17 protein-coding genes are annotated in these 14,079 nt (G+C 64.2%); 7 read left to right on the top strand and 10 right to left on the bottom strand.

What is annotated here, in order from left to right; translation table 11 throughout:
- Positions 1-97: 97 nt before the first annotated feature.
- The 6 genes from CUJ90_RS06730 to CUJ90_RS06705 form a co-directional block, all read right to left on the bottom strand.
- Positions 98-295 carry a ribbon-helix-helix protein, CopG family gene (locus CUJ90_RS06730; RefSeq protein WP_073427640.1) on the bottom strand — a complete coding sequence of 66 codons (198 nt, stop codon included), beginning with the start codon at positions 293-295 and terminating at the stop codon, positions 98-100.
- 176 nt (positions 296-471) lie between these two features.
- Positions 472-699, bottom strand: coding sequence for a hypothetical protein (locus CUJ90_RS06725; protein ID WP_073427639.1), 228 nt, complete (start codon positions 697-699; stop codon positions 472-474).
- An 82-nt stretch (positions 700-781) separates the two neighbouring features.
- Complete coding sequence (locus CUJ90_RS06720) at positions 782-1,549, bottom strand: fused MFS/spermidine synthase (protein ID WP_114162249.1); 768 nt, start codon at positions 1,547-1,549, stop codon at positions 782-784.
- A gap of 66 nt (positions 1,550-1,615) precedes the next feature.
- On the bottom strand, positions 1,616-1,879 hold the full coding sequence (locus CUJ90_RS06715) for an HPr family phosphocarrier protein (RefSeq protein WP_073427637.1): 264 nt from the start codon (positions 1,877-1,879) through the stop codon (positions 1,616-1,618).
- 75 nt (positions 1,880-1,954) lie between these two features.
- The gene (locus CUJ90_RS06710) at positions 1,955-2,401 is read right to left on the bottom strand and encodes a hypothetical protein (RefSeq protein ID WP_208645250.1); all 447 of its coding nucleotides are present in this window, start codon (positions 2,399-2,401) and stop codon (positions 1,955-1,957) included.
- 215 nt (positions 2,402-2,616) lie between these two features.
- Positions 2,617-3,378 (bottom strand): YoaK family protein, encoded by a 762-nt coding sequence (locus tag CUJ90_RS06705; protein WP_083083399.1) that lies wholly within the window; start codon positions 3,376-3,378, stop codon positions 2,617-2,619.
- 418 nt (positions 3,379-3,796) lie between these two features.
- Between CUJ90_RS06705 and hyfB the strand changes: the two genes are divergently transcribed.
- From hyfB to CUJ90_RS06670, 7 genes are read left to right on the top strand one after another with little or no spacing between them, the layout of a single operon-like run.
- Positions 3,797-5,818, top strand: a complete 2,022-nt coding sequence (gene hyfB, locus CUJ90_RS06700) for a hydrogenase 4 subunit B (RefSeq protein WP_114162248.1) — start codon at positions 3,797-3,799, stop codon at positions 5,816-5,818.
- Positions 5,815-6,765: a respiratory chain complex I subunit 1 family protein gene (locus tag CUJ90_RS06695; protein ID WP_114162247.1), complete on the top strand. Its 951-nt coding sequence runs from the start codon at positions 5,815-5,817 to the stop codon at positions 6,763-6,765. The genes hyfB and CUJ90_RS06695 overlap by 4 nt, the downstream gene beginning before the upstream one ends.
- Complete coding sequence (locus tag CUJ90_RS06690; protein WP_073427633.1) at positions 6,765-7,424, top strand: formate hydrogenlyase; 660 nt, start codon at positions 6,765-6,767, stop codon at positions 7,422-7,424. Before CUJ90_RS06695 ends, CUJ90_RS06690 begins: the two co-directional genes overlap by 1 nt.
- Positions 7,417-8,877: a hydrogenase 4 subunit F gene (locus CUJ90_RS06685; protein ID WP_073427632.1), complete on the top strand. Its 1,461-nt coding sequence runs from the start codon at positions 7,417-7,419 to the stop codon at positions 8,875-8,877. Before CUJ90_RS06690 ends, CUJ90_RS06685 begins: the two co-directional genes overlap by 8 nt.
- 4 nt (positions 8,878-8,881) lie before the next feature.
- On the top strand, positions 8,882-10,444 hold the full coding sequence (locus tag CUJ90_RS06680; RefSeq protein ID WP_114162246.1) for a hydrogenase large subunit: 1,563 nt from the start codon (positions 8,882-8,884) through the stop codon (positions 10,442-10,444).
- Positions 10,444-10,971, top strand: coding sequence for an NADH-quinone oxidoreductase subunit B family protein (locus CUJ90_RS06675; RefSeq protein ID WP_114162245.1), 528 nt, complete (start codon positions 10,444-10,446; stop codon positions 10,969-10,971). The genes CUJ90_RS06680 and CUJ90_RS06675 overlap by 1 nt, the downstream gene beginning before the upstream one ends.
- 55 nt (positions 10,972-11,026) lie before the next feature.
- A complete protein-coding gene (locus CUJ90_RS06670; RefSeq protein WP_073427629.1) occupies positions 11,027-11,359 on the top strand; it encodes a hypothetical protein in 333 nt (110 codons plus the stop codon).
- An 84-nt stretch (positions 11,360-11,443) separates the two neighbouring features.
- Here CUJ90_RS06670 and CUJ90_RS06665 read toward each other — a convergent pair whose 3' ends face one another.
- The 4 genes from CUJ90_RS06665 to CUJ90_RS06650 all read right to left on the bottom strand — a co-directional run bounded on the left by CUJ90_RS06665 (position 11,444) and on the right by CUJ90_RS06650 (position 13,982).
- The gene (locus CUJ90_RS06665) at positions 11,444-11,941 is read right to left on the bottom strand and encodes a TPM domain-containing protein (RefSeq protein ID WP_114162244.1); all 498 of its coding nucleotides are present in this window, start codon (positions 11,939-11,941) and stop codon (positions 11,444-11,446) included.
- Between the two features lies 1 nt (position 11,942).
- On the bottom strand, positions 11,943-12,803 hold the full coding sequence (locus tag CUJ90_RS06660) for a TPM domain-containing protein (protein ID WP_244219984.1): 861 nt from the start codon (positions 12,801-12,803) through the stop codon (positions 11,943-11,945).
- On the bottom strand, positions 12,800-13,429 hold the full coding sequence (locus tag CUJ90_RS06655; protein WP_073427627.1) for a LemA family protein: 630 nt from the start codon (positions 13,427-13,429) through the stop codon (positions 12,800-12,802). The genes CUJ90_RS06660 and CUJ90_RS06655 overlap by 4 nt, the downstream gene beginning before the upstream one ends.
- Positions 13,430-13,634: 205 nt before the next feature.
- Positions 13,635-13,982 (bottom strand): DUF4148 domain-containing protein, encoded by a 348-nt coding sequence (locus CUJ90_RS06650; protein WP_114162241.1) that lies wholly within the window; start codon positions 13,980-13,982, stop codon positions 13,635-13,637.
- Between the last annotated feature and the right edge of the window lie 97 nt (positions 13,983-14,079).

Raw genomic sequence — 14,079 nt, 5'->3', positions numbered from 1 at the left:
ACGAGATCGCAGTGCCGCCTGCTGGGTTACGTCTGCTTACAAGCAGGAGAATTTCAGTGAAGAACGGGGCGCGTATTACGCAATGAGACCTTCCGGTTCATTCGCTCTTTCGCCGTGGGCGAGCGCCGATGACACTCTTCGTCTTGTAGGTCACGCCATGCTGTTCGAGGTATTCGCGAATCAATTGCCGCACCACTTGCGAGGGCGTGAGGTCCTGCGCGGCACACAATTTCTCGAACGCTTCCTTCTTCACCGGGTCGATCAGAATCGTGAGTCGAGCGCTTTTCGTTTCCATGATGAGAGCGGCGTCCAGTTCAGATATGTTAATTTGATTATAATACACGGCGCGATGCGAGTCACCACCATCGAAGCCTCATCAACGCCACACGCGCCGCCGGCTTCTCAGGCCACTCGCTCATACGCCGTCATCATGCGGCCGTGAAGCACTTCGAGAAAACAAACTGCGCGCTGCTAGCGCACGGCCCTGGCACGCAGGTAGTTCTGGCCGGCCTCGGTAATCGACACGGCGCCCCGCCCGTTCGCCGGCACCGACACATATCCCGCGTTACGCAATTCCTGTGCAACCGACCAGTTCAGCGCCGGCGCGTCGCGGCCATATCGCTGCCGCGCAAGCCGCTCGAGCGCCCAACTGGCGGCATGAGTCAGGGTGCTGCTTTGATTATCGCTTTCTGCTGTCATCTTCTTTCCTTGAGAATGCGCCCGTTCGATAACGCGGGCATTGAAGCGGAGCCGATCGTTGAAGCCTCGCGGACGAACACGCTCAACGCGGCTGCCCGTATCGATTCCAGTCAAACCTCTTGCCGTATTCGATGCGCGTGGCCGTGGCATGCAGATTGACCGCATGTCGCGGCTCGAGTACGCGCGCCCGTTCGAGCATCGCGGCAAGAGATGGAACCTGCCCGGCTCCTTTCCATGCAAACACGGTGACGTTATGTTGGCTACCCTCCGACGGCGCGAGAGCCAGCGCGTTCGCGAAGACTTCCCTCAGAGCGCGCAGATAGCGCTGGAAGTCCGGCTCGTCCGTCACGAGATTCGCCACCATCATGCCGTCATCGCTCAAACGGCGACGGCAGGCCTCGTAGAACGTCGTACTGCCCAGTTCGGCGGGCAAACCGTCGGCGTTGAAAGCGTCGACCAGCAGAACGTCCGGCCGGTGATCCGTTCCGGTGACGAACTGCGCGCCATCCGCACATACCACGCGAAACCGTTCGTCATCGGGCGGCAGATGAAACCGGTCGCGCAGCGCGATCACCTCCGGATTGATTTCGACGGCAGTGATGGCCGTCTCCGGCAAATGACGGTAGCAATATTTCGCCAGCGATCCGCCACCCAGACCGATCATCGAAATGCGGCGCGGGGCCGGCCGCAACAGGAGAAAACCCATCATGGTGCGCGTGTAGCCGAGCGCGAGCGCATAGGGGTCATGCCGAAACATCGTGCTCTGCACGCCGCGCGCATCGAAGTACAGTGAAACGATCCGATCGTTCTGTATGACCAGCGGCTTGCTGGCCTTTCTCTTTCTGTTCATGACTGTGGACGGAATTCGCCGCGGCGGCATTCGGCGGGGATGCGTGCGCTCTTTTGCATCGGCCGCTCAGCAGGATTGCTGCGACTGCACGATGGCCGACAGCGTCTCGAGCGCGACGATCTCATCGGGCCCCGTCGCCAGAATGCGCACATGCGCGCCCCGTTTGACCCGCAGCGACATGACCGACATGACGTCCTTGGCATTGACGGACCGGCCGTTCGCCATGCAGACGATATCGCAGGCGAATCGTGCGGCATTGACGGCAAGCCGCGCCGACTGGTGCGCGTTCAAACCCCAGCGCCCGTCTACCTGAACCGATGCTTCGACCACTCCGCCCCCCTCGTATGTGATTCCAACCCGCGTCGTGTCGTGCCGCCAGGGCGCGCGCTTGCCGCAAGCCCTCGCTCAATGCATCGACCCTGCCGCCGCCTGCGCGAAGAACGCCTGCAGTAGCGCGTCCCACGTTTCGTCCCGCAGCGCGAACTCGGCCGCGCCGAGCCGCTTCATTTCCCGATCCAGATAGATCGCGCGAAGCGATTTTGGACGCGGCGGGCCGACAAAAAACTTGCCGTCGTCGTCCAGAAACAGACACGGTCTTTGCCGGTAGCGGGCGCCGAACAGTGAAGTCGCGTCCTGCACGTGACGGGCCGACTCCTTCTGATAAACGAAGATCACATTGATCCCGCATTGCTCGAGGCGGTCGCAGATATCGGAGAAGCGGTACAGCATCTGGAATCCACGTTCGCCGGCCTTGCCCACGCCGACGACGATCAGCCCGCGCTGCCCCATGACGTCCCGCAGATAGAGATGCGTGTAGTCGTGCGACAGCAGCGGAACACCTGCATTAATCACGTTCACCCCCATGCCGTACGCAGGCATTTGCCTCGTCTCACCTAAACCCGAAACGGGACCGACAAGGCTCTCGCCCGAAGTCGCATTATTGTTACCATACCAGGATAAGTCAATGATAACGGAATTATCATGAAACGATGGCTTGTCCGCCGGTGCCGGCTGGCGGTTCCGAGGGCGTTTGCGCACGAAAAGCGCCGCTTCCCCCGGCGCCCCGCCTACCGGTCGAGGCGATAAACGCGCTCGCGCAGGTCGTCGATGAAAGGAACGATGGCGAGCACGATCAGCATGCCCGCGAGCGGCACGGTGGATGCGTATCCAATGTGCTTGAAGCCCATCGCCCCGGTCACGCCGCCGGCAAAAAACATCGCAAGCATGGTCAGATGCACCTTCAGCCTGGCGCGATTGGCGAGCACGACCGGCTCCGCCGGCCCTGCCTTCGACGAATTCCAGTAGAACAGCTTGCCGAGCTCGATGCCGATATCCGTCACGATGCCCGTCATGTGAGTGGTGCGGATTTCCGCGCCGGAGAGCTTGGTGATCATCGCGTTCTGCAGCCCCATGATGAAGCACAGCAGCACGACGGCCGCGGGCACGAACAGGGTTTCCCATACGGCCAGATGGCTGCCGAGCAGCCCGAAGCACAACAGCAGAACGGCTTCGATCAGCAAGGGCGACGCGTACTGGCTGTTCAGCCGCCTGCGCCGCCCCCAATTGACGAGCACGGACGACGAGGCGGCGCCCAGCAGGAACGAGAGCAGCGATCCGACACCCGCCAGCGCCAGCGACAGGTCGCCCAGCGCGGCCTGGTCGGCGATCGCGGATATCACGCCGCTCATATGCGACGTGTACTGCTTCACCGCGAGAAAACCACCGGCATTGGTCGCGCCAGCCACGAACGCGAGCGAGAAGCCGAGCTGCCTGTTGGCCTCGGCGCTGCGGTCCTTTCCCGTCAGAGCGCGGAAATAGTGTGCTGGCATTGGGTATCGATTCGAAGATTCGCCCGTCCGAACCGCGCATTGGGCGTGAGACGGACCGGCGCGGCAAGCTGGAGCTTCTGACATTCCACGCGCGCGGCAAGGTCGCATTGCCAATGCGCGGAACCGACGCGGCGCACTCGCGGCGCACTTTATGCGCGCACCGACGGGTCATCGCGCGTGGAACTGGAACGATAAAACTGCTAGGATGATAACGCAATTATCATCAACTGCTAACCCGATGTCCTCCAGCGAAACAGCGCCACTGACGGTGAACAGCGCGCCGCATCACGAGCCGCTCGCCATGCCGCCATGTCAACGAAATGGAAGATCGTCACCGGCTGGAGGCGGTTTCGGGATACTCTTCATCAGACACGCTGCCCGCTGAACAGAACCTTTGACGGTATTGGAGACAACGTCGATGGAACACGCGCAGTTCACCCCGCTGGTCATCCACTACGTGCTGCTCGTGATCGCGGGCTGGCTCGTCATCGGGGTCGCGGGGCTGGCAAGCCTGCGCCGCACCCGCGTGGTGGCGCACGGGCTGTTTCCAGCCGGCGCGGTGTTCGGGCTGCTGCTATGCGGGCTCGGCCTCGCGGGCGTCTTTGCCGGTCCCCGGCAGATCGTCCTGCCGCTCGGGCTGCCGGACCTGCCCTTCCATCTTCGGCTCGACGGCCTGTCCGCCTATTTCCTGTGCGTGCTCGGCGTGGTGAGCACGGGCGTGAGCGCCTTCTCCGCCGGCTACTTCCGCAAGGGCGAGGGCACGCCGCCGGGCCTGCTGTGCTTCGAATATCACGTGTGCCTCGCGAGCATGGCGCTCCTCCTGCTCGCCGACGACGCCTATTGCTTCATGGTGGCATGGGAAACCATGACGGTATCGGCCACCTTCCTCGTCATGACCAATCACCGCTTCGCCGACATCCGCCGGGCGGCCTGGCTCTACTTCCTGATCTCGCACGTCGGCGCGCTCGCGCTGCTGCTGTGCTTCGGCCTGTTGCAAGCCGATACCGGCGACTACACGTTCGCCAACATGCGCGCGCAGCATCTGGACGTGTTCTGGGCGTCGGTCGCGTTTGTGCTGGCGCTGTTCGGCTTCGGCACGAAGGCGGGCATTGTCCCGCTGCACGTCTGGCTGCCCGAGGCGCATCCGGCCGCGCCCTCGCCGGTCTCGGCGCTGCTCAGCGGGTTCGTCCTCAAGGCGGGGCTGTACGGCGTGCTGCGCACGGTGTTCGATCTGCTGCACGTGCAGATTGCCTGGTGGGGCGTGCTCATGCTGATACTCGGGCTCTTCTCCGCGTTCTTCGGCGTCGTGTTCAGCGCGATTCAGACGGACATGAAGCGCCTGCTGGCGTACTCGTCGATCGACAACATCGGCCTGATGTTCGTCAGCATGGGGCTCGCGATCCTGTTTCGCGCGTACGGAATGACGGCGCTCGCCGCCTTATCGTTGACAGCCCTGCTCTATCAGATCGCGAGCCACGCCGCCTTCAAGAGTCTGCTGTTTCTCGGCACCGGTTCCGTGCTTCATGCCACGGGCGAGCGCAATCTCGGGCGCCTCGGCGGCCTGATCCGTTTCATGCCCTGGACCGCATGGGCCGCCCTCGTCGGCGCGCTTTCCAGCGCGGGGCTGCCGCCGTTGAGCGGCTTCGTCTCCGAATGGCTGTTGCTGCAAAGCTTCCTGTTCACGCCGGGTTTGCCGGACCCGTTCCTGAACATGGTGGTGCCGCTCGTCGCCGCGCTGATCGCGCTCGTGGCCGCGCTCGCGGGCTACACCATGGTCAAGTTCTTCGGCATCGTCTTTCTCGGCCAGCCGCGCGAGGCGAAGCTGAGCGAGGCCCGCGACGCCACGCCGTGGGAGCGGGTCGGCTTTGCATGGCTGGCCGCGATATGCGTGCTGCTCGGACTGCTGCCGGTGCAATTCGTGGCCGTTCTGGACCGCGTCACGCGGATGCTGGTGGACGCCGGCATCGGGCCGGCCGTCGCACGCAATGGCTGGCTGCTGCTCGCGCCCACTAGCGTGGACCGGGCCAGCTACATGCCGGCGGTGTTCCTGCTGTTCTTCCTTGCCTGTTGCGCGCTCGCGTGGCTGCTGGTGCGGCGTCTCTACCATGGGCGCCTGCGGCGGGCCGCGCCCTGGGCCTGCGGCTATCCGTTCGGGACCGCGCGCATGCAGGACACGGCGGAAGGCTTCGGGCAGCCGATCCGCGAAATCTTCGCGCCGCTCTTCAGGATCGAACGGCGGCTGCCTTCGCCATTCGACAGCCAGCCGATATACAGCGTGAGCGTGACCGATCGAGCGTGGGCGCTGATTTACGAGCCGCTCGAACGGCTGATCAAGCGCATCGCGGCGCTGGCCGGCTTGCTTCAGACGGGCCGCATCGCCGTCTATCTGATGCACAGCTTTCTCGTGCTGATCGTCCTGCTGATGCTGGTGAGACGATGATCACGCTCTCCGGATTGCTCTCCCAGGGCCTCGAAATCCTGCTCGCGCTCGCCGCAGCGCCGCTGTTGACCGGGTGGATCAACATCTGCCGCGCGCGCTTGCAGAACCGCCGTGCGCCGAGCATCTGGCAGCCTTACCGGATGCTTCACAAGCTGTTCAACAAGGAGTCGGTCGTCGCCGAACATGCGAGCCCGATTTTCCGCGGCGCGCCGTATGTCGTCTGGGCCTGCATGACGCTCGCCTGCGCGATCGTGCCGACGCTTTCCACCGATCTGCCGCTCTCGCCCGCCGCAGATGCGATCGCCCTGGTGGGCCTGTTCGCGCTGGCGCGCGTCGCGATCTCGCTCGCGGCGATGGACATCGGCACCGCGTTCGGCACGCTCGGCGCGCGCCGCGAGATGCTGGTCGGCTTTCTGGCCGAGCCGGCCCTGCTGATGGTGCTGTTCTCGGCGTCGCTGATCACGCAGTCGACCTTGCTGACCCGCATCGTCGCCACGCTCAGCCATCGCGAACTGGCGATCTATCCGAGCCTCGCGTTCGCGGGCATCGCGTTCACGATGGTGTCGCTCGCGGAGAACGCGCGCCTGCCGGTCGACAATCCGACCACCCACCTCGAACTCACGATGATCCACGAGGCGCTGATCCTCGAATATTCCGGCCGGCATCTCGCGCTGATGGAGTGGGCCGCGAGCCTCAAGCTGTTCGCGTACTCGTGCATCGGCCTCGCGTTGTTCGTTCCCTGGGGCATCGCGGAAGCCGGCAGTCCGCTGGCGCTGCTGCTCGCGATACCGACGCTCTTCTTCAAGCTGTCGATAGGCGGCGCGGCACTCGCGATCGTGGAGACGACCAACGCCAAGATGCGCATTTTCCGCGTGCCGGAGTTTCTCGCCACGGCGTTCCTGCTGGCCGTCATCGGCATGCTGGTTCACTTTCTGCTGGGGGCGTGATGCACGGATTCGCCACGCAGATCATCAATTTCCTGGCCGCGATCCTGTTGCTGCTGTCGTTCGCGATGCTCAGCCAACGCCGCATCCTGTCGCTGATTCACCTCTACACGCTGCAGGGCGTGACGCTCGTGTCGGCGAACATGATCCTCGGATACGTGACCGCCGACGTGCACCTCTACATCTCCGCGGCGCTCACGCTCGTGCTCAAGGTCGGCCTGATCCCCTGGATACTCTATCGGCTCGTGCAGCGCCTGAACGTCAGGACGGACGTGGAGTCGCTCCTCAACATTCCCGCCACGCTGCTGATCGGCATCGTGCTCGTGATCGTCGCGTTCAACGTCGCCTCGCCGGTCAGCCAGCTCGCCTCGTCGGTGGCGCGCGGCACGCTCGGCATCGCGCTCGCCTGCGTGCTGCTGTCGTTCATGATGATGATCACGCGGGCGAAGGCGATTCCTCAGGTGATCGGCTTTCTATCGATGGAGAACGGCCTGTTCTTTGCCGCCGCCGCGGCGACCAACGGCATGCCGATGATCGTCGAACTCGGCATCGGACTCGACGTGCTGGTGGGCATCCTGATCCTCGGCGTGTTCATGTTCCAGATTCGCGAGCAGTTCGACAGCCTGGACATTCACCACCTCGAAAAACTAAAAGATGACTGAAGCCTGGGTCCTGCTGCTGGTTTTCGCCATCCCGCTTCTGGCGGGCGTCTGTCTTGCGCTCGTGGGCCAGCATCATGTCGCGGCGGAACTCAACGTCGGCTTCAGTTTCCTCACGTTCGCGGCGGCCGCGCTGCTCGCCGCGAAAACCGTGGCGCACGGGCCGGCGTTCGCGCTGGGCAAGCTGTTCTTCGTCGATCCGCTCAACGTGTTCCTCGTCGCGCTGACGGCCTTCGTCGGCTGGACCACGTCGATCTTTTCACGGCCGTACATGCGCATCGAGCGCGACCGCGGCAAGATGACGGCCCCGCGCATGCGTCTTTATCACAGCATGTATCAGCTGTTCATCTTCGCGATGCTGCTCGCGCTGCTCACCAACAACATGGGCATTCTGTGGGTCGCGATGGAAGCGGCCACGCTCGCGACGGTCCTGCTGGTGAGCGTCTATCGCACCGCGGCAAGCCTCGAGGCCGCGTGGAAGTACTTCATTCTGTGCGGCGTCGGCATCGCGCAGGCGCTGTTCGGCACGATCCTGCTCTACCTCGCCGCGAGCCGGCAACTGGGCGGCGGCGACGCGCTGCTCTGGACCAGTCTGAACGCGGTCAAGAGCAGTCTCGACCCGACCATCATTTCGCTCGCGTTCGTGTTCCTGCTGATCGGCTACGGCACCAAGGTCGGCCTCGTGCCCATGCACAACTGGCTGCCCGACGCGCACGCCGAAGGACCCACGCCGATTTCGGCCGTGCTGTCGGGGCTGCTGCTCAACGTCGCGCTGTATGCGGTGCTGCGCTGCAAGGTGCTGGCCGATGGCGCATTGCAGAACGGCCTGCCGGGACATCTGCTGGTCGGCTTCGGGTTGGTCTCGGTGCTGATCGCCGCTTTTTCGCTGTTCCGGCAGAAAGACGTCAAGCGGCTCTTTTCGTATTCGTCGATCGAGCACATGGGCTTGATGGCGTTCGCATTCGGGCTCGGCGGTCCTATCGCAACGTTCGCGGGCCTGCTGCACATGACGGTGCATTCGCTCGTGAAGTCCGCGATCTTCTTTACCGTCGGACACGCGGCGCAAAAGGCCGGCACCCAGGCGATCGACGACATCCGCGGCTTGTTGCGCGTGAGCCCGACTGTCGGCTGGGGCATGATGCTCGGCACGCTCGCGATTCTCGGCATGCCGCCGTTCGGCGTGTTCGCGAGCGAGTTCCTGATTCTCACCACGGCGATGCGCACGCTGCCGTGGGCCACGCCCTTCCTGCTGCTCGGACTGGCCGTGGCGTTCGCGGCCATCTTCGTGCGCGTGCAGGGCATGGTGTTCGGCGACACCACGGCCAAGGTGCTTGAACATCCGCCGGCGCTGCTGCCGGTGTTCGTCCATCTCGGCATGAGCTTGATGCTGGGACTCTACATTCCGCCTTATCTTGCGACGTGGTATCGGCAGGCGGCGGCCATGATCGCGGGGTGAACACATGCGCATCGAGGCATTCGGTCTTGCCAATCTCGTCCGACTGGCCGGGTTCGCGGGCAAGTCGTCGGCGTTTCTCGCGCGCGTCGACGCCGACACGTGGACCCGCACCGCCACGACGGCGCGCGCAACGGGCGGCCGTCTGATTTCGTTGTGGGGCGCCGAGGAGGCGGCGGGCTCGTTCGCGATCTCCGCGGCCTATGCAGTGGAAGACGGCCTCCTGTGGGTTCAACTGCCGCTTCCATCGACGCCCGGCATCGAGGGCGGCTACCCGGACCTTTCGCCGATCTTTCCGTGCGCGGTGCGCATGCAACGCGCCGTGCACGATCTGCTGGGACTGCGTGCGATAAACGCCGGGGACGCGAGGCCGTGGCTCAATCATGGCAACTGGCCCGCCGATTATCATCCGCTGCGGAAGCTGCATTCCGGGACCGAACGGTTCGAGTCGCGCGAAGCGGACTATCCGTTCGTGGCGGTCGCGGGCGACGGCGTGCATGAGATCGCCGTGGGTCCGATCCACGCGGGCGTGATCGAGCCGGGGCACTTCCGTTTTTCCGTGGTCGGCGAGAAAGTGCTGCGACTGGAGGAGCGCCTGAGTTACGCGCACCGAGGCATCGAACGTTTATTCCAGCAAACGCCTCTGTTGCTCGGGCATCGTCTCGCGGGCCGGATCGCCGGCGACTCGACTGTCGCGTTCTCATGGGCGTATTGCATGGCGGTGGAACGGGCGCTCGGCGTGCTGATTCCGCCGCGCGCGCAATGGCTGCGTGCGCTGCTGCTCGAACGCGAGCGCATCGCCAATCATCTGGGCGATCTCGGCGCGCTCGGCAACGACGCCGGATTCGCATACGGCCTCGCGCAGTTCTCCCGTTTGAAGGAAGACTGGCTGCGGCTGAACCACCGCGTCTTCGGGCACCGCTATCTGATGGACCAGATCGTCCCCGGCGGCATCGCGGCGCAAATCGATGCACGCGCCGTCGCGGCGCTGCAAACGCAGTGCGATCAGATCGACGCGCAGGTCCGCGTGATGCAGCGCATCTACGACGATCAATCGGGACTGCAGGATCGCTTCGCGGGCGCGGGAATCCTTGCCGCGAAAGTGGCGGAGCACTTCAGCGTCTGCGGACTCGCCGCGCGTGCCAGCGGACGGAAGATCGACGTGCGGGCCGATCATCCCTATGCGCCCTATCATGAAGTTCAGGTGCGCGTGATCAGCGACGAACCGGGTGACGTGGCCGCCCGCGTCATGGTCCGCTTCGGCGAGATCCATGAGTCGATCCGGCTCATCCATGCGCTGCTCGCCGATCTGCCGGGCGGAGAGATTGCAGCGACATGTGAACCCGAGGCCGCGCCGGCGCGTGGCGTGGGCTGGATAGAAGGCTGGCGCGGCGACGTGTTCGTCGCACTCGAAACCGCCGGCGACGGCACCATCGCGCGCTGCCATTGCCATGACCCGTCGTGGCAGAACTGGCCCGCGCTGGAGCATGCGATCATCGGCAACATCGTTCCCGATTTCCCGTTGATCAACAAGTCGTTCAATCTGAACTACGCGGGGCACGACCTGTAATGTGGCAACTCATCAAACAGATGGCGAGAACCGACACGCCAACGCTGCGCGTGCCCGAAGGCGACGACGCGTGGCGCACGGAAAGCCGGCGGCTTCAGCAGGACATCCTCGACGTGCTCGGCCGGGCGCTGTGCATCCGCGAGATCGATGCGGGTTCCTGCAACGGCTGCGAGCTCGAAATCCACGCGCTCAACAATCCCTATTACAACGTCGAGGGCCTGGGCATTCGCTTCGTCGCAAGCCCGCGTCATGCGGACATGCTGCTCGTCACCGGTCCGCTCACGCTCAACATGAAGGAAGCGGTATGGCAGGCCTACGAGGCGACGCCTCATCCGAAACTGGTCGTTGCCGTCGGCGAATGCGCGTGCACGGGCGGCATGTTCAAGGACAGCTACGCGGTGTGCGGGCCGCTCTCGAAGCTTCTTCCCGTCGACGTGACGATCCCCGGCTGTCCGCCGCCGCCCATCGACATTCTGAGGGGCATCCTCACTGCGCTTCGTGCCCAACGCGCGCCTGTTCCGCCGTGATCGAGGCGCACGTCGGACATCGTCGCTTCCCCGTAGCTTCGCAACACATCACCGCATGACACCTATCAAATTCATCCTGCGTTACACCGTAGTGCCGTTGATGGCGATCATCGCCGTCGTGAGCTGGGCCTTGTTTCATTCATCCGCCGAAATCGACGCGCGTCAATACGCGGCGCTCTCGGCGGCCTACGCGAGCTTCCCTGTGCCACTCAGGCATGACGTCGCCGATGCAATGAAATCCGGGAAGCTGCACAAATGGGATTATTCGTCGCTGGTGCGCGAATCGCTCGACGACGGCGTGGTGCTCGACTGGCCGCAACAGCAGACGGCCGACGTGGCGCAGGAACGAGCGAGGCTCGCTGCGCTGGTGCGCGCCGACCGGTTCTGATTTTCTGATTCGGGCTGCCCGCGCCGGCGGCCGATCGTTACCGCGCGAGGGACAGCGACAGCGACAGCGACAGCGACAGCGCGATCACAATATCGCGGGCGTGTCCGGCAATTCGTTTATGAAGTCGCGCTGCGCGGGAAAGTGCTGCTTCAGAAGCTGCGCGATCGCCTGAATCCCGCCGATCGCTCCGTCGCGGTAGGCTCCCTGGCGGAAAGCCTCTTCCATCGTGTGGCAAACCGCCTGCCATTGCACTTCACCGACCTTCGCATGCACGCCGCGATCGGCGACGATCTCGACGTCGCGGTCGGCAAGCAGCACGTAAATCAACACGCCGTTGTTGTGCTCGGTATCCCAGACGCGCAATTGCGAGAACACTTCCACGGCACGGTCCCGCGCCGATTGCCCGTTGAAGAGCGCGAGGCTCGGCAGCGCGCCTTCGATGGCGAAGCAGACCTCGCCGGCGTGTTGCGCATCGCATGCCTTGATCGCCTCTTCGATCGCGGCCAGCGTGTCACGAGAAAACGCCGCGTTGACCTTCGCATGGGTGGTCAAGAGATGCTTGAGGGTTCGCTGGATGTTCATCTCACCACCTGCCCGACGCGCCACCGCCGCCAAAACCGCCGCCGCCGCCGCCGAATCCGCCGCCGCGTCCGCCGCGCCCCGACCCGCCGCCACGACGCCCGAGACCGTATGCGCCGACGTAGCTTCCGATCCCGCCGCTGGTGAGCGTCAACACGAAGGCGATCACGCCGGCCGCGATCGTCGCGAGAAGGCCGGCCGCCAACAGCCAGGCGATCACCGCCACGCCGACGCCCGCGACCGCGGCGCCGGGCAAGCGTCCGAACATGGCGCGCAGCACGCCGCCGAACACGATCGCCACCATGAAGATAACCGGCGCATAGCGCCAGATGTTGGGCGGCTCACCCGCGTTGCGGGATTGCGGGGGCGGCAACGACTCGCCGTCGGCCACCCGGATCATCTGATCGACTCCCGCGTTGATGCCGCCGTAGAAGTCGCCCTGGCGGAATCGCGGCACGATGATTTCATTGATGATCCGATTGCTGACCGCGTCGTTGAGCGCGCCTTCGAGTCCATAACCCACCTCGATGCGCAGCGCGCGGTCATTCTTCGCGACGATCAGCAACGCGCCGTCGTCCACCTTCTTGCGCCCGAGCTTCCATTGCTCGACCACGCGCATCGAATATTGCTCGATGGTCTCCGGTTCGGTGGTGGGCACGATCAGCACCGCGATCTGCGTGCCCTTTCTACTTTCGAAGGCCTGCAATGTCTGTTCGAGCGCGCCTGCCTGCTCGCGGGTGAGCGTGCCGGTCTGGTCGGTGACGCGTGCCGTCAAGGGCGGCACCGCGACCTCGGCCATCGCCCCCGAGGCGCCCCACAGCGCGACGCCGATCAGCAACGCCATGAGGGCTTTGAGCGCATTCAATTGGCGGCTCCCGACGCCGGCTGAGCCTTACCCGGCGCGGCGCTGAAGTCGACCCGCGGCGGCCTGGCGATTTCCTGCTCGTTGGCGACCGAAAAGTTCGGCTTCTCCTGATAGCCGAACGCCTTCGCCGTGAGATTGGAGGGGAACGACCGAATGGTGACGTTATAGGCCTGGACCGCCTGGATGTACCGGTTGCGGGCGACGGTGATGCGGTTCTCCGTGCCCTCCAGTTGCGCTTGCAGATCGCGGAAATTCGCGTCCGATTTCAGTTGGGGATAGTTCTCCGAGACAACCAGCAGCCGCGAGAGCGATGAAGTGAGTTGCCCCTGGGCGGCCTGGAATTTCGCGAATTCCTCGGGATTGTTGAGCACCTCGGCGGTGGCTTGAACCGAGCCGACGCGAGCCCGTGCTTCAGTCACCTGGATGAGCACGTCCCGTTCCTGGGCCGCGTAGCCCTTGACCGTGTTCACCAGATTCGGCACCAGGTCCGCACGCCGTTGATACTGATTGACGACTTCCGACCAGCTCGCCTTGATCTGTTCATCCTGAACTTGCAGCGTGTTGTAGCCGCAACCCGCGAGGCTTAGCGCAAGCAGCGCAGCCAGGACCCGCCATACCTTGCGCATTCTGTCTCTCCAGTGTTCTGTCGGCATTTCGATGATAGACCAAACAGTGGGGCATGCGGTTTGGATATGCCGTGCGTTGGCCGATGCTTGCACCCTCCATGCTGCGATCGCCCCCGCCTGCGCAATTTGACCTGGCTCAACGAATTGTCAGTGCCGCGCCGCCGGGATCATCCCGTTGCGCGGCGACTGTATCGCACGAATGGCCTTACGGCTGAGTGGCCCACTTCTGAGGCGCCGCTTCCAGTCGCGCCAGATTGCGCGCAATCGTTGCTTCGCTCGGCGGATAGTCGGCGCCACCGGACGGGATCAACCCCGAGCGCCGCGCTTGAATCAGTTCCTGCAAGACTTCATCCCGGGTCTTTCCTCGCGGCGCCTGGGCAACCGGAGTGATCGCGGTCGTCACATTCGATGACGACGGGCTCGCGCTGCTCGCCGGCGGCAACGCGGTCGAAACCGAGGCTTTGGGGTAGTCGTGGTCGGCATCAGCGAACGCGGACGTGGCGAGCGTTGCGGCAATCAGCGCGGCAACGATAGAGATGGATTTGGATGACATGGTAACTTTTCTCCTGAACGACGCGGAACCGGTAAGAGTTGATTCCGAACAGGTTCCATTCTGGAGTGCGGCGTCTGAACGACCGGTGACGGCGAAA

This window comes from Paraburkholderia terricola, assembly GCF_003330825.1.
Lineage (GTDB): Bacteria > Pseudomonadota > Gammaproteobacteria > Burkholderiales > Burkholderiaceae > Paraburkholderia > Paraburkholderia terricola.
Note: the sequence above shows the minus strand (reverse complement) of the source record. Positions and strands in the feature narration are given on the sequence as shown.